Raw genomic sequence first — 18,546 nt, 5'->3', positions numbered from 1 at the left:
GGCTCCTCCCGCGCGAGTGGGCGAAGCCCCGAGTTCTGGTGCGGCACCGTAGGCCGGACCACCGACACTTATGCTCGTGCTCCCACATCAGCGCGCCGGAAAGAAGAGAGTGACGTGAAGCTGCAGGTCGAACGCGATGTCCTCGCCGAGGCAGTCACCTGGGCCGTTCGCGGCCTGTCGCCCCGTCCGCCGGTGCCGGTGCTGGCCGGTGTCTTGCTGGAGGCGACCAGCGAGGGGCTGACGCTCAGCGCGTTCGACTACGAGGTGTCGGCCAAGGTGACCGTTCCGGCCGAGGTGACCGAGGAAGGCACCGTGCTTGTGCTCGGCCGCCTGCTCGGTGACATCTCCCGCTCACTGCCGAACAAGCCGGTGACCATCGCGGCGGAGGGCAGCAAGGTCGAGGTGACCTGCGGGTCGAGCCGGTTCAGCCTGCACCAGATGCCCACCGCCGACTACCCGACGCTGCCGACCGCACCCGAGCCGACCGGATCGGTCGCTGGCGATGTGTTCACCCAGGCCGTCGCGCAGGTGTCGATCGCGGCCGACCGCGGTGACACCCTGCCGATCCTCACCGGCGTGCGGGTCGAGATCGATGGCGACAAGATCACCTTGCTGGCCACCGACCGCTACCGGTTGGCCATGCGCGAACTGACCTGGAACCCGAGCCAGAGCGACGCCCAGCATGTCGCGCTCGTTCCCGCACGCACCCTCGCCGACACCGCTCGCGCCCTCGGGGCGGCCGGCTCGGTCGACATCGCCCTCGGCAGCGCGGCCGGCGGTGAGGGCCTGGTCGGTTTCGCCGCGGGCCAGCGCCGCACCACGACCCGACTTCTCGACGGTGAATACCCCAAGGTCACCTCGATCTTCCCCACCAGCGTCGACACCGTGGCGATCATCGACACCGCCGCCCTGACCGAGGCAGTCAAGCGTGTGTCACTCGTCGCAGAGCGCAATACGCCTGTGCGACTTCGGTTTTCGGAGGGCCAGCTTGCGATCGAGGCGGGCCAGGGCGACGACGCCCAGGCCAGCGAAGCGCTCGAGGCGACGCTCACCGGCCCGGACATCGAGATCGCGTTCAACCCGCAGTTCCTGCTCGATGGCCTGGGTGCACTCGGCACCGCGCACGCGCGACTGTCGTTCACCCAGCCCAGCCGTCCGGCGGTGCTGTCCGGACAGGCCGAGGCCGACGGTGAGGCCGACGACAGCTACCGCTACGTGCTGATGCCGGTCCGCTTCGCCAGCTGACCTCCACCGACGCGAGTAGCGTCGGAGCGACGACTTCCGCCATCCACCAACGAAGGGTGCGACATGCAACTCGGTTTGATCGGTCTGGGCAAGATGGGCGGCAACATGCGCGACCGCATGAAGGCCGCCGGCATCGACGTCATCGGCTATGACACCAACCCCGAGCTGTCCGATGTGAAGGACCTCAAGGAGTTGGTGAGCAAGCTCGAGCCGCCGCGCAATGTGTGGGTGATGGTCCCCGCCGGCAAGGTGACCCAGTCGGTGATCGACGAACTCGGCGGCCTGCTCGACAAGGGTGACCTGGTGATCGACGGCGGCAACTCCAAGTTCACCGACGACGCCAAGCACGAGAAGGAACTGGCCGAGAAGGGCATCGAGTTCGCCGACTGCGGCGTGTCCGGCGGGGTGTGGGGCAAGGAGAACGGTTACGCCCTGATGGCCGGTGGCTCCAACGCCAATATCGAGCGGCTGATGCCGGTCTTCGACGCGCTGCGGCCCGAGGGCCCGCGCGACGAGAGCTTCTGCCACGCCGGCGACGTCGGCGCCGGCCACTACGTGAAGATGGTCCACAACGGCATCGAGTACGGCATGATGCAGGCCTACGCCGAGGGCTACGAGTTGCTCGAGGCCAAGGAGATCGTCAAGGACGTCCCGGCCGCTTTCAAGGCCTGGACCCGCGGCACGGTCGTGCGCTCCTGGCTGCAGGAACTCGTCGCCGCCGCGCTCGACAAGGACCCCGGCCTCACCCAGATCGAGGGCTTCGTCAACGACTCCGGCGAAGGGCGCTGGACCGTGCAGGAGGCCGTCGAGTATGGCGTGCCCATGCCGGTCATCTCGGCCTCGCTGTTCCAGCGCTTCTTCTCCCGCCAGGGCACCGACTCACCGGCGATGAAGGCCGTCGCCGCGATGCGCAACGAGTTCGGCGGGCACGCGGTGACCAAGAAGGGCGAGAAGGGCGTCGTCACCGACCACTGAGTCGCGGGTCGGCGTGCCCGCCCGGCCCAGCCGAGGCAAGCACTCGGGGCGACCCACGTCCGGCATACTCGCTGGGTGCATGTCCGTCATCTCAGCCTGGTGGACTTCCGGTCCTATGAGACCGCGGAGGTCGCGCTCGAGCCGGGCGTGGGCACCTTCGTCGGGCTGAACGGACAGGGCAAGACCAATCTGGTCGAGGCGATCGGGTATGTCGCGACGCTCGCCTCGCACCGCGTTGCCCAGGACGCACCGCTGGTCCGCTCCGGCGCCGAGAAGGCAGCGATCCGCCTGGCGGTGGTGCGGGACGGCCGCGAGCAGCAGGTCGAGCTGGAGATCCTGCCCGGGCGCGCCAACCGGGCCCGGCTGGGACGCGGTGGGCCGGTGCGCCCGCGGGAGATCCTCGGCACGCTGCGCACCGTGCTCTTCGCCCCCGAAGATCTGCAGCTGGTCAAGGGCGACCCGGCCGCGCGCCGCACCTTCCTCGATGACCTGCTGGTGGCACGGCAACCGCGCTGGGCCGGGGCACGCGCCGACTACGACAAGATCCTGAAGAACCGCAATGCCCTGCTGCGCTCGGGACGCCAGGGTGTCGACCGCGGCGCGCTCGAGGCGACGCTGCCGGTCTGGGACGAGCATCTGGCAAGCGTCGGCGCGCACCTGATCTACGCGCGATTACGGCTGTTGCGCGACCTCGCTCCCTATGTCGGCAAGGCGTATGACGAAGTCAGCGCGGGAGCCTCGGATGCCGGTCTCACCTATCGCAGCGGGTTGCACGAGCAGATGGCCGAGGCGCTCGCCGCGGGCGAGGTGCCCGAGGTCGACGCCCTGCAGGCGGCGATCCACCAGACCTTCGAGCAGCAGCGCCGCAGCGAGCTCGACCGAGGCGTGACGCTCGTGGGACCGCACCGCGACGAGGTGACGCTGCGGCTGGGGGAGCTGCCGGCCAAGGGTTATGCCAGCCACGGCGAGTCCTGGTCGTTCGCGCTCGCCTTGCGGCTGGGTGCCTTCCAGTTGCTGCGGCACGACCTGGGCACTGACCCGGTGCTCGTGCTGGACGACGTCTTCGCCGAACTCGACGGCACCCGCCGCGAGCGCCTCGCGGCGATGGTGGCCGACGCCGAACAGGTGCTCGTGACCGCCGCGGTCGCAGCCGACGTGCCGCCCGAGCTCGCGGGACGGATGTATGACGTCACCAAGGGCTCGGTGACCGCGCGTGAGTGAGCTGCCCCCTGGCGAGCAGCCGGATCCGCTGGAACGTGATCCGCTGGAGGCGGTTCGCGAGGCGGTCGCCCGGGCCCGGCAGGCCGCGCGGGACAAGGGTCTGCGGCCCGGTGCGCGACCTCGCAAGACCTCGGCCAAGACGCCCCGCACTGGTGGCCGCCCCCGCGAAGACACCCGCGACCCGGGGCTGGTCGGTGACCAGGTGCAGCGCTTGTTCGCCGACCGCGGCTGGACCGCCGATGTCGCCGCCGGCTCGGTGCTCGCGCGCTGGCCGGAGATCGTCGGCGCGCAGGTGGCCGAGCACGCGCGGGCGGTGTCCTTCGAAGAAGGCGTGCTCGTGGTGCAGGCCGAGTCGACCGCGTGGGCCACCCAGCTGTCGCTGATGACCAGCACCGTGCTCGGCCAGATCGAACAGGTCGTCGGCAAGGACGTCGTGCTCGAGTTGCGCATCGTCGGGCCGCGCGCACCGTCATGGAGCAAGGGACCGCGCAAGGTCTGGGGCGGTCGTGGCCCCCGCGACACCTACGGCTGAGCCGCTCATCCCGGTCTCAGCCAGCACCAAAGCTGGCGCACTAGCTTGGCTGGTTCCCGCTCGCGACCTACCGTGGTGGGGCTCGGCACGGCATACGAAGGGATCAGCAAGGCGATGACCGACGGACACGGCAACCGACCGCCGGGGCGCGACGATGACTCCTTCGACCGGTTCTTCGCACCGGACCCGGAGGCGACCGACCCGCAACTCGGCCAGCGTGCGGGCGGCCCGGCATACGAGGGCGACGAGACCCAGCCGGCCTTCGGTGACTATTACGGCGCACCGAGCGCGCCCGCGCCGGACGGGCCGCGGCGGCCCGCCTATGACTACGGTGCCGCCGAATACGGCACGACGCCGCAACAGCAGCCGGATGCCGAGCAGCCCCAGCGCCAGCCCTACGTCGACCAACCTCGTCGGGGCGGCGGGGCCTGGCTGCCGATCGCGGTGATCCTCACCTCGCTCGTGGTGATTGCCCTGGTGGCATGGGCGGTCTTCGGCTCGCGCGGATCGTCCACAGACGCGGGGAACTCACCGATCCCGACGGCGCCGGCCACCTCGACCTCGGCTGACACCGGCTCGACCTCGCCGAGTTCGCCGGGCAGCTCGAGCAGCAGCTCGTCTTCATCGTCGTCGAGCTCGACCTCGTCATCCTCTTCGTCGTCGACGTCCTCGCCGTCTACGTCGGTGACGCTGCCGGCCGGGATGAACACCCAATGCTCGAGCGCGTTCGCGACCTCGCCGGGCGTGAGCTGCACCTTCGCCGCCGATATCGCCGCCAAGGCCGGTGGCATCGCCGAGGGGCAAAGTGGCGCCTTCACCGTGCGCAGCGCCGCGACCGGCAAGGACTATGCGGTGAGCTGCCAGCACCCGACCGGCAGCTACATCACCTGCACCGGTGTGGCGCAACCCGACGACGGCAGGCGTCCGACGGTCTACGTCCTGCCCGGGCAGTGATCCGGCCCCGACCGCTCAAACGCGCTGAGCGCCGGTGAACCCCCAGGACGTATGACGGGGGTCAGGTGGGCGGGTGCGGGAGCCTTGCACACGCCATACAGGGGGTCAGAGCGGGTGTTTGTGGGTGTGGCCAGGTAGACTTTCGGAGGTTTGACACTCAACCACCGATAAGGAGCACCGTGGCCGAGGATCCGCAGCAGGACAAGGACGCGACCCCGACCCCTTCTCCCGGCGAACCCGCCTATGACGGCGACGCCATCCAGGTCCTCGAAGGCCTGGAAGCGGTGCGCAAACGCCCGGGCATGTACATCGGCTCCACCGGTGAACGCGGGCTGCACCACATGGTCACCGAGATCGTGGACAACGCGGTCGACGAGGCGATGGCGGGATATGGCGACAGCATCGAGGTGACCCTGCTCGCAGATGGCGGGGTGCGCGTGGTGGACCACGCGCGCGGCATACCGGTCGATATGAACGAGGCCTACGGGATGTCGACCGTCGAGCTCGTGCTCACCCAGCTGCACGCCGGCGGCAAGTTCGGTGGCGGCGGGTACAAGGTGTCCGGTGGTCTGCACGGTGTCGGCTCCTCGGTGGTCAACGCGCTGTCGACCAAGCTCACCGCCGAGGTGCGCCGCGAGGGCAAGGTCTACTTCGTCGAATTCGACCACGGCGCGCCGATCGAGCCGCTGAAGGTCGTCGGCGAGACCGAGGTCGCCAATACCGGCTCGACCATCACCTTCTGGGCCGACCCGAAGATCTTCGAGAGCGTCGACTACGACTTCGAGACGCTGCGGGCGCGCTTCCAGCAGATGGCCTTCCTCAACAAGGGCCTGACCATCCAGCTCACCGACGAACGCCGGCATGAGGTCGACGCCGCCGAGGTGGACGAGGCGCAGGCCGAGGGCGAGGAGGCGCCCAAGGAGTCGGATGTCCAGACGGTGACCTACCGCTACGACAACGGGCTGCTCGACTATGTCAACCACCTCAACTCCTCCAAGCGCAGCGAGCCGGTGCACGAGGACGTGATCGCCTTCGAGTCTGAGGACACCGGCCGGTTGCTCGCGGTCGAGGTCGCGATGCAGTGGACGACCTCCTTCAGCGAGTCGGTGCACACCTACGCCAATGCGATCAACACCCACGAGGGCGGCACCCACGAAGAGGGCTTCCGCACCGCGATGACCTCGCTGATCAACACCTTCGCCCGCAACAACAAGCTGCTGAAGGACAAGGACGACAACCTCACCGGTGAGGACATCCGCGAGGGTCTGACCGCGGTCATCTCGGTGAAACTGGGTGAGCCGCAGTTCGAGGGTCAGACCAAGACCAAGCTCGGCAACTCCGAGGTGCGCGGTTTCGTCAACACCGCGGTGCGCGACGAGCTCGGGCACTGGCTGGAGGCGCACCCGCGCGAGGGCAAGGCCATCGTGCAGAAGTCGGTGCAGGCCGCCGCGGCCCGGATGGCGGCGCGCAAGGCGCGTGAGGCCACCCGTCGCAAGGGTCTGCTCGAGTCCGGTGGCCTGCCCGGCAAGCTCAAGGACTGCCAGAGCAAGGACCCGACGATCTCCGAGGTGTTCATCGTCGAGGGTGACTCGGCCGGAGGGTCGGCGGTGCAGGGGCGCAACCCGCACAACCAGGCGATCCTGCCGATCCGCGGCAAGATCCTCAACGTCGAGAAGGCCCGCATCGACAAGGTGCTCGCCAACAACGAGGTGCAGTCGCTGATCTCGGCGTTCGGCACCGGCATCGGCGAGGACTTCGACATCACCAAGGCGCGCTATCACAAGATCGTGCTGATGGCCGATGCCGATGTCGACGGCATGCACATCCGCACGCTGTTGCTGACCCTGCTCTTCCGGTTCATGCGCCCGATGATCGAGCACGGCTATGTCTACCTGGCCCAGCCGCCGCTCTACCGGCTGAAGTGGAGCAACCACGAGCACGAGTTCGCCTTCTCCGATCGCGAACGCGACGGTATGCGTCAGGCCGGTGAGGCCAAGGGTTGGCGGCTGCCGAAGGAGAACGGCGTGCAGCGCTACAAGGGTCTGGGCGAGATGAACTACCAGGAGCTGTGGGAGACCACGATGGATCCGGAGTTCCGCACCCTGCTGCAGGTCACGCTGGACGACGCGGCCGCCGCCGACGAGATCTTCGCGGTGCTGATGGGCGAGGACGTCGAGTCCCGCCGAGGGTTCATTCAGCGCAACGCCAAGGACGTGCGGTTCCTTGACATCTGACGAAACGCGTAGCGCAGGTTGGCGGCGAGCGTGCGAGTCGCCGGCCGGAGCGGAGTGTGAGGAAGATGTCAGAAGACTTGACATCTGACATCTGACATCTGACGCGGCACTGAACCACTCGCCATACCTGAAAGTCCTTGAACGACAAGGGAATTGATGACTGACGACACCACCGTCGAGCACAGCAGTGTTGACCCGGTTGACCTGAACGCCGAGATGCAGCGCAGCTACATCGAATACGCGATGAGCGTGATCGTGAGCCGCGCGCTCCCGGATGTGCGCGACGGGTTGAAGCCCGTGCACCGCCGGATCGTCTACGCGATGTATGACGGGGGCTACCGCCCCGACCGTGGCTACAACAAGTGCAGCCGCGTCGTGGGTGACGTGATGGGCCAGTACCACCCGCACGGCGACACCGCGATCTACGACGCGCTGGTGCGGCTGGTGCAGCCGTGGTCGATGCGCTATCCGCTGGTCGACGGGCAGGGCAACTTCGGCAGCCCGGGCAACGACGGCGCGGCCGCGCCGCGATACACCGAATGCCGGATGGCGCCGCTGGCGATGGAGCTGGTGCGCGATATCGACGAGAACACCGTCGACTTCGAGCCCAACTACGACGGCAAGACGATGCAGCCGACGGTGCTGCCGGCGCGCTTCCCCAACCTGCTCGTCAATGGTTCGGCCGGCATCGCGGTCGGTATGGCGACCCAGATCCCGCCGCACAACCTGCGCGAGGTGGCCGACGCCGCCCAGTGGCTGCTGGAGAACCCCGAGGCGACCCGCGAAGAGCTGATCGAAGAGGTCATCCAACGCATCCCCGGCCCGGACTTCCCGACCGGCGCGCTCATCATGGGCCGCAAGGGCATCGAGGAGGCCTATCGCACCGGGCGCGGCTCGATCATCATGCGCGCGGTGGTCGAGGTGGAGGAGATCCAGGGCCGGCAGTGCCTGGTCGTCACCGAGTTGCCCTATCAGGTCAACCCGGATGCGCTGGCCGAGAAGATCGCGGCGATGGTGCGCGACGGCAAGATCGGTGGCATCGCCGACCTGCGCGATGAGACCTCCGGGCGCACCGGTCAGCGGCTGGTGATCGTGCTCAAGCGCGATGCCGTCGCCAAGGTGGTGCTGAACAACCTCTACAAGCACACCCAGCTGCAGCAGACCTTCGGGGCCAACATGCTCGCGCTGGTCGACGGCGTGCCACGCACCCTGCCGATCTCCGCCTTCATCCGGTACTGGGTGAACCACCAGATCGAGGTCATCGAGCGGCGGACGGCATACCGGCTGGCGAAGGCCGAGCGCGATATCCACCTGTTGCGCGGTTACCTCAAGGCGCTCGACATGCTGGATGAGGTCATCGCCTTGATCCGGCGCTCGCCGAACGCCGACGAGGCGCGCACCGGGCTGATGGAGCTGCTCGATGTCGACGCCGACCAGGCGACCGCCATCCTCGGGTTGCAGTTGCGCCGGCTGGCGGCCTTGGAGCGGCAGCGGATTGTCGATGAGCACGACGAGCTGCAGACCAAGATCGATGACTACAAGGACATCCTGGCCAAGCCCGAGCGGCAGCGGCAGATCGTCAAGGACGAGCTCGGCGAGATCGTCGGCAAGTATGGCGACGAGCGCCGCACCCAGATCGTGCCCTTCGACGGCGACATGTCGATGGAGGACCTGATCCCCGAGGAGAACGTCGTGGTGACGATCACCCGGGGCGGTTACGCCAAGCGCACCAAGATCACCGAATACCGCAGCCAGCGCCGCGGCGGCAAGGGTGTGCGCGGTGCGCAGTTGCGCGGCGACGATGTGGTGAGCCACTTCTTCACCACGAGCACCCACCACTGGTTGCTGTTCTTCACCAACACCGGACGCGTCTACCGGGCCAAGGCTTATGAGCTGCCCGAGGGATCGCGCGACTCCAAGGGTCAGCATGTCGCCAACCTGCTGGCCTTCCAGCCGGGTGAGCAGATCGCCCAGGTGATGGCGCTGCGCGACTACGGCGTCTCGCCATACCTCTTGCTCGCCACGCGCAAGGGGCTGGTGAAGAAGACCCGGCTGGCCGAATACGACTCGCCACGCTCCGGCGGCCTGATCGCGGTCAACCTGCGCGACGGGGACGAGCTGGTGAGCGCCGGGCTCGCAGCGAACTCCGACGACGTGCTGCTGGTGTCGCGCAAGGGGCAGTCGGTGCGCTTCCACGCCACCGACGAGTCGCTGCGGCCGATGGGCCGGGCGACCTCGGGCGTGACCGGCATGAAGTTCCGTGACGGCGACGAGCTGCTCAGTATGTCGATCGTTGCCGAGGGCACCGATCCGGACGTCTTCGTGGTCTTCGAGAACGGTCTGGCCAAGCGCACCGCCGCCTCCGACTATCCGACCAAGGGCCGGGCGACGCTCGGTGTGAAGGTCGCCGCGATCTCCGACCGGGGCGGGGTGTTGGTGGGTGCGCTCACCGTCGACCCGACCGACGAGGTCATGGTGGTGATGGAGAAGGGCAAGATCGTCCGCTCACGCGTGGACGAGGTGCGTCGCACCGGCCGGTCGACCCAGGGCGTGCAGTTCGCGACGCCGGGCAAGGGCGACAGCATCGTGGCAGTTGCGCGGAACACCGAGGCGGAGGTCGAGGCAGAGGCCGATGATGCCGTAGCGTCGTCCGACGAAGCGCCGCTCGACGCCGAGACCCCGGTCGAGACACCGGACTCCCCGGACGAGACGACGCCGGAGGTGACCGAGGTGGTCACCGACGAACCCGAAGAGTCCGACCCCACTGAGCCGGGAGACGAGAAGTGAGCAACGTCGAAGGCGTCGCGAAGACCCGCGCCGGTCGCACAGCCGGTGATGCGCCTGCACGCAAACTGCCGAGCGGGGGTGCGGGGTCGGGGGCGGCTCGCGGCGCATCCGGCGGCACCCGCCCGGCGCGCAAGCGCAGCACGCCCCGCCGGGTGCGGCTGACCGTTTCGCGCGTCGACCCGTTCTCGGTCTTCAAGATCGCCTTCCTGCTGTCGGTGGCGATCGGCATCGCGACCGTGGTGATGGTGGCGGTGCTGTGGACCGTGCTGGCCGGGATGGGCGTCTTCAACAACCTCAACGACGTGCTGCGCTCGCTGGACCGCAACGGCTCGACGTTCAACATCCTCGACTACATCGGTTTCGGCCGGGTGGTGTCGCTGTCGGTGCTGATCGCGGTGATCGACGTCATCTTGATGACCGCGATCGCCACCCTGGTCGCCTTCCTCTACAACATCTGCAGCTCGCTTGTGGGCGGCCTGCAGCTCACCCTCACCGACGAGTGACGGTGGACTCTTCCGGTGGTGACCTGCCGGTCATCACCGACCGGGGCGAGCCGGCGATCCAACGCTTGGTCGACCTGGCCCGGTCCTCCCGCGGCACCGCCAAGCGGATGTTCCTGGAGGACCCCGAGCCGCTGTTGCAGGCGATCGCTGCGGGCGTCGAGTTCGTGGAGGTGTATGGCGTCGCCGGCACCCCTGTGCCCGGTGAGGTGCTCGCGGCGGCGACCGCGGCCGGCATACCGCTGCGGTTGATCGACCCGGCGCTCGCGGGCGACATCTTCAAAGTGGAGAAGAAGCCCAAGGTGTTCGGCGTGGCGGTGCCGCCGGCGCCGGCGCGGCTGCACGACCTGGCCGGGCTGCCCGGTGACATCGTCGTGCTCGACGGGGTGCGGATCGTCGGCAATATCGGCGCGATTGTGCGCACGAGTGTGGCGCTCGGCGCGGCCGGGATCGTGCTGCTCGACAGTGAGCTGACCACCATCGCCGACCGGCGGTTGCTGCGCGCCAGCCGGGGTTATGTGTTCTCGCTGCCGGTGGTGCTCGCCCGGCCGGCGCAGGCGGAGGGCTTCTTCGCCGAGCACAAGGACATCCGGCTGGTGAACTTCGACGCGCACGGTGACGTGGAGCTGGCCGAGCTCGGCGGTGTGCGGGAGCGGCTGGCGCTGATGTTCGGCAGCGAGAAGACCGGGGCGTCGGCGTCGCTGGCGCGGCTGGTGCGCTCGACGGTGTCGATCCCGATGAACCCGGCCGTCGAGTCGCTCAACGTGTCGGTGTCGGTGGGCATTGCCCTGCAGCAGCGTGCCGCCCGCAACCTCGCCTCCCTCCCCGGTGGTTGAGCGTCGTCCTGAGCGAGCGATGTCCTGAGGGAGCGAAGCGAGTCGAAGGGCGGAGCGAGTCGAAGGGCGACCGGCTCCCGCTGTTGAGCCGCGTCTAAACCCGTTTTGGAGCGCGGGCCAGCGGTGAGGTAACCTCATCCGGCGCATCAGCGCGGTGAAAAGGGCCTATAGCTCAGTCGGTTAGAGCGCTTCCCTGATAAGGAAGAGGTCAGAGGTTCAAGTCCTCTTAGGCCCACCGCTAAGGTCGGACCTACGACAGTCCAACGAGGGAGTCCACCATGAAGAAGGCCCTGATGGTCATCGCTGCGGCCGGCGCCGCTGCGTTCGCTTCGCAGAAGTACAAGCAGAACAAGGTCGGCAACCAGATGTGGGCCCAGGCGTCCGACAAGCCGGGCAGCAACTCGATGAGTGCCTCCGGCACCGCGAACTGACCCACCAGCGAAGGCCGACCCGCTGGGTCGGCCTTCGTCGTTCCGGGCTCCGGCTCGGGACACCCGGGGCGTTGGCGCAATTGGTAGCGCACCTGCTTTGCAAGCAGGGGGTTAGGGGTTCGAGTCCCCTACGCTCCACCACCGTTTCATCCCCACCCTTCCGTCCGCAGTTACGCACGATCGCTCGTGCGTTGCTGCGGACGGTGTCGTATGGCGGGGGCGAGCGTCCGCGTGTGCGCACCACGGGTGGTGCTTTGCTGCGGACAGGTGGGTACGCCGAGGCGGAGAGCCTCTGACCACTAGCGACGTCGTCGGCGTGCTGCCATGATCCGAGAGTGAATTCCGCTGAACGTCTACGCGAGCTCGCGATCAGGCGCGAGGCGTTCGGCTGGCTGGACCGGCAGCGGGCGTCCGGCAAGGAGACGTTCACCCAGGAGGACACCAGCGGCCTCACCCTGGCCGGCGAGACCATCCGGTTGATGCCGACCCAGCAGGGCATCTGGAAACCTGGGCACCTCGAGGCGGCGCTTTCGATCCGGACGGTCTATCGGCCCGAGGGGTCGGCTCGTCCCTACGACGACGCCGTCGGACGCGACGGCTTCTATCGCTACAAGATGCGCGGCCAGGACGCCGACCACCACGAGAACCGAGCTCTGCGCACTGCCATGCTGGAGCGACTGCCGCTCATCTGGTGGCTCGGCGTGCAAGGCGGCGGCTACAGCGCGATCTATCCGGTGTTCCTCGTGGCGGAGGAGCGCGAGAGTCAGCAGTTCGTCGTTGACATCGACCAGGTGCCTCAGTTGGACATCAACTGGCCCTCGACCGACCTTGAACTCGACCCGTCATACCGCCAGCAGTTGACCAAGATGCGGCTGCACCAACGGCCGTTCCGCGCGGCGGTACTGCGCGCCTACCGGACGTCCTGCGCGGTGTGCTCCTTCCGGCACGGCGACCTGCTGGACGCGGCGCACATCCAAGAAGACAGCGGCGGTGGTCGGCCGGTGATCACCAACGGACTCACGCTGTGCAAGATGCATCACGCGGCCTACGACCGGCACATCCTGGGGATCACCGCGGACTACGAAGTCCGCATCAACTCCGACGTTCTGCGCGAGGTCGACGGACCGATGCTGCGGCACGGCATCCAGGAGTTCCACGGGCGCCGGCTGATGGTCGTCCCGGAGCAGCGAAACCAACGCCCCGATCGGCAACTGCTCGACGAGCGTTACAGGACATTCCTCAACGCCGGCTAGCGGGAGACGCTGCCCCAGAGGTCGGTGACAGGTTCCGTTGTGGGCGATGGGACGCCGACTTCGGGCAGGCCTTCCCGCTAGATCGCTGGCGCTCGCTAGGACTCCTCGGAGATCGCGGCGACGACGTTGCCGGTCTCGCTGTTCGGCAGCGCCCGCGCGAGGTCGGCCTGGCTGACCATCCCGACGACCTCGTTGCCGTCCAAGACAGGCAGGCGACGCACCTGGTTCTGGGTGAGCGCGTTGACGATCTTGTCCTGGTCGTCGTCAGCATTGACCACGACGACGGTCTCGGTGAGGACATCCGCGACGGTCCCGCGGTCAGGGGTCACGCCCTGAGCCAGCCCGCGCACCACGATGTCGCGGTCGGTCAGTATGCCGGCCAACTGTCCGTTCTCATCGAGCACGGGCATCGAGCCCACGTCGTTGCTGCTCAACGCCTGCGCGGCGGTGACGATGCTGTCGCTGGTCTTGAGCGACTGAGCGGGGCTGGACATCAGGTCACGTGCTGTGGTCATAACGGTCTCCTTCGAGCCTCTGATGGGGTACTCCGACGCTAATGCGCGGGGCTCACGATTGGCGAGGAACGGCTCGATCGGTGTCCGCGTCTGTGCGCGAGCGGTCGTGCGTTGCTGCGGACGGTGTCGTATGGCGGGGCCGAGCGTCCGCAGTTGTGCACGAGGGGTGGTGCGTTGCTGCGGACGGTGTCGTATGGCGGGGCCGAGCGTCCGCAGTTGTGCACGAGGGGTGGTGCGTTGCTGCGGACGGTGTCGTATGGCGGGCCCGAGCGTCCGCAGTTGTGCACGAGGGGTGGTGCGTTGCTGCGGACGCGAGGGCAGCGGGCGGGCGTATGCCGAAGTCAGCCGGCCGCGGCCCGAGCGCGGTGGCGGCGGACGGCGGCGCGGTTGGCGCAGCGCACCGAGCAATACTGCTGACGCCCGCTGCGGGTGATGTCGACGACCACCGCGGAGCAGGGGTCGCCGGCCGCACAGCGACCGAGGCGGTGCATGCCCCGGGTGGTCAGGTGCAACGCGGTGCCCACGCTGATCACCGCCGACAGCACGTGGGCCAGCGACTTCGCGTCGTCGTCGCGGTAGTGCAAGTGCCAGCCCTGGTCGTCGTGATCGGTCAACCGCGGGTATGCCGTCGCGCTCGCCATGTGCCGGTTGAGGATCCGCGCCCGTTCGCGCGGGTCGTCGGCGTCAACCACGGTCAGCCAATCGTCGATCACCTTGCGCACCTGGGGATGGTCGTCCCGCCCGTGCGGGAACTGCATTCTCATCCCGAACTCCCGCGCTCGAGCCTCGATGCCTGCCCGGTCGGCCGGCCAGTCGTTCGCGAGCGAAGCCGCCATGAGCACGGCATACTCGCCGTAAGGGTTGAGATGCATAAGACCATTACAGCACGCTGGGTCCATGACGAGGCTGGAGAGCACCCGACAGCGGCAGACCGCCATACCGAAGACCCCGCACGAGCACGGCTGGTCGGTCGAGTCACGGCACGCGACCTCGCTCGGCGTCGTGCTCTACGTCCGGTGTGCATGTGGCGTCCGTCGGGTCGACCTGCGGCGCACGGGCGATGTGGTGCCCGACGCGCTGACCCCGACCCTGCCCCGGTGAGAGGTCGCCGCGCGTTCACGGTGCACCCGCCGGTGAAAAAATGTCCCTGCAGGGCAGCGCCCGTCCTACGCTCTGCCCAAACGTTGATCGGTGGGTGCTGCGCCGATGCTCGCATCGCCGCCGTGCCCTGGCCTCGGGGGTGCGCCATGAGCGAGGTGGTCTGGCCGGCACAGCGCGGTGCTCCACGCAAATTACCTTGGGACACAACAGCTTTAGACACCGAGCGGCCCAACACCTATGTGCGGGTCGCGTGGCTGCTGCGGGCCAACCGGCTGGCCTCGGAGTATGGCGCGGTCACCGCCGCTAGGTGGCGCAAGGTGCTCGACCTGCCCGAGGAGGTCAACTCCGACCCCACCCTCTCCCGGCTCGAATCGGGACGAGGGCCGGTGTCCACGACCATCCTCAATCGGTACGAGTCACTGCTCGGCATGCACCCCGGCACCCTGCGTGGCGTCACCGACGCGATGTGCCGGGCGCTCGACCCGGCAAGTCTGCCGAGCCGCCAGGCGACGGTGACGCCATACTCGATCGACGTGCTGGACGAACGGATCGCGGCCGGGGTGGCAACGGGGGCCGACTGGCTCACGCTGACCGATTTGTTGGCCTCGCCGGGTGCCGACCACCTGCCCGGTCGCGTCGTCGAGGAATGGGTCGCCGCGCTCGCCTTCGAGTTCTCGCGCTCCTCGGGAGAGGAATACGCCACCCGGCTCGAGGCACTGTGCGCCTTCGTCGCCTCGCCTCGATACACCCATCGAGCCGAGCGGGTGATTCGCGAGGTCGCCGACCTGCCGGGCAACCCGCACGTCGCCGAGCTGTATGACGTGCTCGGTGACTCGGTGCGCCCGGGGATCGTCGAAGACCTCACCCGCGAGTTCGTGCGCAGCAGTGGCCGACGCCTGTGGGGTATGACGCTCGCGCTCACCTGCCATATGGGCTACGGCTCGGTCTCCCCGCAGGACGAAGCGTTGATCCGGCGGGCCGCGAAGCAACGAGCCTCCGAACCCGCCTGCGCCGAACTGGCCCGCCAGCTCGTGCACGCGCTGGACCTGCGGCACCGCGAACCCGTCCGCGAACGTGGCCTGGACGGCCACCTGCGCAACGCCCCGGGCCTGCGGACCTATCTCGACGCCGTGCGGGAGTCGGGAGCGCCCGAGGACCAGATGCTGCAGCGGTTGCTCCAGGAGGCGTTGACGACCGTTTTCCTGGAGCGGACGCATCACTCGCAGATGTTGATCCTGGTCAGCCCGTATCGGCGGGTCATCGCGGACACCGCGCTGGACATCATGACCGCACCGCAGCGCACTGAGGCAGAGCGCCGAGCGGCCGGGCGGTTGGTCGGCACGCTCGCCGATGAGACACACCACGCTCGGTTGATCAGCCTCGCCTACGACTCCGGTGTCGCCGGTGTGGCGGCCCGTCGCGCCCTGCTGAACCAGCGCACCCGGCCGTCCGGCATACCGGATGGGCTGGACGACGGGCGGTGGAACGGTCACTCGGTGGCGCGCGGCTGGTGGCGCGAGCACGGCATACGGCCCGACGACCTCGAGCGCGCCCGGCAGGTCCAGTAGGCAAGTGCGTTACCGAAACCCGCTCCGGCTGGTTGCATAGACGCGTGAGCGATCAGCCGGACATCCGACAACTCGCAGAGCAGTTCGTCAAGGACGCCAGCCCAGAGCAACGGCAACAGTTGCTGCAGGCCGTCCTCGGCGGCGACCTGTCGAGCCTCCTGGGCGGATTCGAGGAGGAGCAGCCGCGCCCGACCCTGCTGCCGACACCGGCGCAGGTGCGCGGTTTCCGCCTTCGATTGGAGCTCCGCGGCACCAAACCGGCGGTATGGCGACGCCTTGAGGTGCCCGGCAACCTGACGCTGCCGCAGGTCCACGACGTGATCCAGACGGCGATGGGCTGGCTGGACGGCCACCTGCACCGGTTCACCCAGACCGCGGATCCGCGCGGCGCCTACTTCCTCACCGAGTTCGACGTCGAGGAGGGTGACGAGGGTGTGCTGGAGGACGAGGTTCGTCTCGACCAGCTGCTCGCGGCCACTGGCGACCGGCTCTGGTATGAGTACGACTTCGGCGATGGCTGGGAGCACGTCCTCACGGTCGAGGAGGTTCTCGACGCGCCGCCACCCCGGCCGGTGTGCCTCGCTGGCAAGCGGGCCTGCCCGCCCGAGGACTGCGGCGGCGTGCCGGCATACCAGGAGCTTGCGGCCTGGGCGCGCAACGACTATTCACGAGACGACCTGCCCGAGATCTTCGATTCGGTCAGGGAGGCCCGCGACTGGCTGCCCCTCGGTTGGCACCCCGACGACTTCGATCTCGCCGATGTCAACGACGCCCTGTCGAGTATTGGTGGCCAGCCGCCCGCTGTGAACGCGGAGCTGACCGAGTTGGTCAGTAAGTCCGCAAGCCATGGCGATCGCCGGCTGCGAACCATCCTCGCGAAGCAGGAGTCACACGGCCCGACCGAGGTCAGCCACGCCGAGGCCGCCCGGATCACCGAGGGGTTCCGGGTGCTGCTGGACGCCATTGGCGACGGAGTCACCTTGACCAGTGCCGGTTACCTGCCGCCCCCGGTGGTCGAACAGGTCGCCCGGGAGTCGGGTATCACCAGCTGGTGGATCGGCAAGGCCAACCGCGAGGACCTGACCCCTCCGGTGAGCGCGATTCGCGAGGCCGCACGCTCGGTCGGCCTGATCAGCGTCCGCAAGGGCAGGCTGGCGCCGACCGCCGCCGCGAAGCGATGCGGTCAGGATCCGATCGCTCTGTGGCAGCACATCGTCAGCCGACTGCCGCTCGGGACAAAGCCCGTCCACCGTCAGGCCGGCTGGCTCGCGCTCGCTGTCGTCGGCAGCGGTGCGCCCGCCGAGGAATGGGACAGCCAGATCAGCGATCTGATGGCGGCCGTGGGCTGGCGCGTGGCGGACAACCCGGGCGTGCGGCCACCCGCGGACAGCGAGACTCTCGACCTGCTCGAGCAGCTCGCCGGCAAGGTGCGAGAGGGCTGGCAAGTCTTCGGAGTCGACGAGGCCGTCGCGGCGACGGCCCGGGCAGCGACGCGCCGGACGTGAGGTCGTAGGGTCGGGTCGCCAGCTCGACCAGCGATCGGAGGTTGTATGCCGGAGGGCCACGTCACCCACCGCGTTGCCGGGCAGATCAACCACCATTTCGCCGGGCGCCCGGTGCGCTCGACGAGTCCGCAGGGTCGCTTCGCCGACGATGCGGCCGAGTTCGACGGGCGGGTGCTGCGCGAGGCGCAGGCCTTCGGCAAGCATCTCTTCGTCGCGGCCGAGGAGGTCGAGCGGCAGGTGCACATCCACCTCGGCTTGCTCGGCAAGTTCGCCTTCACCGGCGACCTGGACGAGCCCGAGCGCGGTGCGATCCGCTGGCGGCTGCAGTGCGAGCAGCCGCCGCAGACGATGGACCTGCGCGGCCCGAATGTCTGCACGTTGCGCACGCCGGAGGAGGTCGAGGCGATCACCGGCCAGTTGGGCCCAGACCCGCTGCGAGTCGACGCCGACCCCGAGGTCGCCTACGCCCGCATCCACAAGACCACGACCCCGATCGCGGTGCTGTGCATGGACCAGAAGGTGTTCGCCGGCGTCGGCAATATCTACCGCGCCGAGGCGCTCTTCCGGCACCGCATCGACCCGTTCATGCCCGGCAAGTTCTTGCGCCGGGCCGAGTTCGACGGCATCTGGAGCGACTTCACCGAGCTGATGCCGCTCGGCGTGCGCGACGGACGGATCGACACCGTCTACCCCGAGCACACCCCCGAAGCCACCGGCCGGGCACCACGTGTCGACCGGCACGGCGGCGAGGTCTATGTCTACCGCCGCGCCGGCCAACCCTGCCTGGTGGGCGGAACTGCGGTGTCGCTCAAGGAGATTGGCGGTCGCAACCTGTTCTGGTGTCGCACCTGCCAGCCACGCTCGCGCCGCCGGACCGTCCGGGACTGAG

Annotated in this window: 17 protein-coding genes and 2 tRNA genes; 17 read left to right on the top strand and 2 right to left on the bottom strand. The window is 68.5% G+C overall.

Annotated features, from left to right (window positions below; genetic code table 11):
• Window positions 1-114: 114 nt before the first annotated feature.
• The 13 genes from dnaN (at window position 115) to G9U51_RS10420 (ending at window position 12,968) form a co-directional block, all read left to right on the top strand.
• Window positions 115-1,245 (top strand): DNA polymerase III subunit beta, encoded by a 1,131-nt coding sequence (gene dnaN / locus G9U51_RS10480; RefSeq protein ID WP_166196734.1) that lies wholly within the window; start codon window positions 115-117, stop codon window positions 1,243-1,245.
• Window positions 1,246-1,308: 63 nt separating this feature from the next.
• Window positions 1,309-2,220: a phosphogluconate dehydrogenase (NAD(+)-dependent, decarboxylating) gene (gene gnd / locus G9U51_RS10475; RefSeq protein WP_166196731.1), complete on the top strand. Its 912-nt coding sequence runs from the start codon at window positions 1,309-1,311 to the stop codon at window positions 2,218-2,220.
• 75 nt (window positions 2,221-2,295) lie between these two features.
• Window positions 2,296-3,441 (top strand): DNA replication/repair protein RecF, encoded by a 1,146-nt coding sequence (gene recF, locus G9U51_RS10470; protein WP_166196729.1) that lies wholly within the window; start codon window positions 2,296-2,298, stop codon window positions 3,439-3,441.
• On the top strand, window positions 3,434-3,973 hold the full coding sequence (locus G9U51_RS10465) for a DUF721 domain-containing protein (RefSeq protein WP_328823426.1): 540 nt from the start codon (window positions 3,434-3,436) through the stop codon (window positions 3,971-3,973). The genes recF and G9U51_RS10465 overlap by 8 nt, the downstream gene beginning before the upstream one ends.
• A 45-nt stretch (window positions 3,974-4,018) precedes the next feature.
• The gene (locus tag G9U51_RS10460) at window positions 4,019-4,927 is read left to right on the top strand and encodes a hypothetical protein (protein ID WP_166196727.1); all 909 of its coding nucleotides are present in this window, start codon (window positions 4,019-4,021) and stop codon (window positions 4,925-4,927) included.
• A 179-nt stretch (window positions 4,928-5,106) separates the two neighbouring features.
• Complete coding sequence (gyrB, locus tag G9U51_RS10455) at window positions 5,107-7,161, top strand: DNA topoisomerase (ATP-hydrolyzing) subunit B (protein WP_328823425.1); 2,055 nt, start codon at window positions 5,107-5,109, stop codon at window positions 7,159-7,161.
• A 156-nt stretch (window positions 7,162-7,317) separates the two neighbouring features.
• The gene (gene gyrA, locus G9U51_RS10450; RefSeq protein WP_166196725.1) at window positions 7,318-9,948 is read left to right on the top strand and encodes a DNA gyrase subunit A; all 2,631 of its coding nucleotides are present in this window, start codon (window positions 7,318-7,320) and stop codon (window positions 9,946-9,948) included.
• The gene (locus G9U51_RS10445) at window positions 9,945-10,451 is read left to right on the top strand and encodes a DUF3566 domain-containing protein (RefSeq protein ID WP_166196723.1); all 507 of its coding nucleotides are present in this window, start codon (window positions 9,945-9,947) and stop codon (window positions 10,449-10,451) included. Before gyrA ends, G9U51_RS10445 begins: the two co-directional genes overlap by 4 nt.
• A gap of 2 nt (window positions 10,452-10,453) precedes the next feature.
• Window positions 10,454-11,284, top strand: a complete 831-nt coding sequence (locus G9U51_RS10440) for a TrmH family RNA methyltransferase (protein ID WP_328823424.1) — start codon at window positions 10,454-10,456, stop codon at window positions 11,282-11,284.
• A gap of 161 nt (window positions 11,285-11,445) precedes the next feature.
• Window positions 11,446-11,519: transfer RNA gene (locus tag G9U51_RS10435), tRNA-Ile, on the top strand.
• 43 nt (window positions 11,520-11,562) lie between these two features.
• Window positions 11,563-11,715 carry a DLW-39 family protein gene (locus G9U51_RS10430; RefSeq protein ID WP_166196721.1) on the top strand — a complete coding sequence of 51 codons (153 nt, stop codon included), beginning with the start codon at window positions 11,563-11,565 and terminating at the stop codon, window positions 11,713-11,715.
• 65 nt (window positions 11,716-11,780) lie between these two features.
• Window positions 11,781-11,856: transfer RNA gene (locus tag G9U51_RS10425), tRNA-Ala, on the top strand.
• A gap of 194 nt (window positions 11,857-12,050) precedes the next feature.
• A complete protein-coding gene (locus tag G9U51_RS10420) occupies window positions 12,051-12,968 on the top strand; it encodes an HNH endonuclease (RefSeq protein ID WP_235945948.1) in 918 nt (305 codons plus the stop codon).
• 95 nt (window positions 12,969-13,063) lie between these two features.
• Here the strand turns inward: G9U51_RS10420 and G9U51_RS10415 are convergent, their stop codons facing one another.
• Window positions 13,064-13,483 (bottom strand): CBS domain-containing protein, encoded by a 420-nt coding sequence (locus G9U51_RS10415; RefSeq protein ID WP_166196719.1) that lies wholly within the window; start codon window positions 13,481-13,483, stop codon window positions 13,064-13,066.
• Between the two features lie 341 nt (window positions 13,484-13,824).
• Entirely contained in the window at window positions 13,825-14,355 is a 531-nt protein-coding gene (locus tag G9U51_RS10410; RefSeq protein WP_166196717.1) for a CGNR zinc finger domain-containing protein, read from the bottom strand.
• A 25-nt stretch (window positions 14,356-14,380) separates the two neighbouring features.
• Between G9U51_RS10410 and G9U51_RS10405 the strand changes: the two genes are divergently transcribed.
• From G9U51_RS10405 to G9U51_RS10390, 4 genes are all read left to right on the top strand, one after another.
• Window positions 14,381-14,584, top strand: coding sequence for a hypothetical protein (locus tag G9U51_RS10405; protein WP_166196715.1), 204 nt, complete (start codon window positions 14,381-14,383; stop codon window positions 14,582-14,584).
• A gap of 146 nt (window positions 14,585-14,730) precedes the next feature.
• Window positions 14,731-16,152: a hypothetical protein gene (locus G9U51_RS10400; RefSeq protein WP_166196713.1), complete on the top strand. Its 1,422-nt coding sequence runs from the start codon at window positions 14,731-14,733 to the stop codon at window positions 16,150-16,152.
• A 44-nt stretch (window positions 16,153-16,196) separates the two neighbouring features.
• Complete coding sequence (locus G9U51_RS10395; protein WP_166196711.1) at window positions 16,197-17,657, top strand: IS1096 element passenger TnpR family protein; 1,461 nt, start codon at window positions 16,197-16,199, stop codon at window positions 17,655-17,657.
• 45 nt (window positions 17,658-17,702) lie between these two features.
• Window positions 17,703-18,545 (top strand): Fpg/Nei family DNA glycosylase, encoded by an 843-nt coding sequence (locus G9U51_RS10390; protein ID WP_166196709.1) that lies wholly within the window; start codon window positions 17,703-17,705, stop codon window positions 18,543-18,545.
• The last annotated feature ends 1 nt before the right edge of the window (window position 18,546 follow it).

Source organism: Metallococcus carri (genome assembly GCF_011440275.1).
Classification (GTDB): domain Bacteria; phylum Actinomycetota; class Actinomycetes; order Actinomycetales; family Dermatophilaceae; genus Metallococcus; species Metallococcus carri.
The sequence above is the reverse complement of the archived record's forward strand: the minus strand, read 5'-3'. Positions and strand labels throughout refer to the sequence as shown.

Bases quoted from the DNA above. Each gene is read 5' to 3' on its own strand.
- G9U51_RS10400 (WP_166196713.1), top strand. From the start codon at position 14,731: ATGAGCGAGGTGGTCTGGCCGGCACAGCGCGGTGCTCCACGCAAATTA.
- gnd (WP_166196731.1), top strand. From the start codon at position 1,309: ATGCAACTCGGTTTGATCGGTCTGGGCAAGATGGGCGGCAACATGCGC.
- G9U51_RS10390 (WP_166196709.1), top strand. From the start codon at position 17,703: ATGCCGGAGGGCCACGTCACCCACCGCGTTGCCGGGCAGATCAACCAC.
- G9U51_RS10410 (WP_166196717.1), bottom strand. From the start codon at position 14,355: ATGCATCTCAACCCTTACGGCGAGTATGCCGTGCTCATGGCGGCTTCG.
- gyrA (WP_166196725.1), top strand. From the start codon at position 7,318: ATGACTGACGACACCACCGTCGAGCACAGCAGTGTTGACCCGGTTGAC.
- G9U51_RS10415 (WP_166196719.1), bottom strand. From the start codon at position 13,483: ATGACCACAGCACGTGACCTGATGTCCAGCCCCGCTCAGTCGCTCAAG.
- G9U51_RS10430 (WP_166196721.1), top strand. From the start codon at position 11,563: ATGAAGAAGGCCCTGATGGTCATCGCTGCGGCCGGCGCCGCTGCGTTC.
- G9U51_RS10405 (WP_166196715.1), top strand. From the start codon at position 14,381: ATGACGAGGCTGGAGAGCACCCGACAGCGGCAGACCGCCATACCGAAG.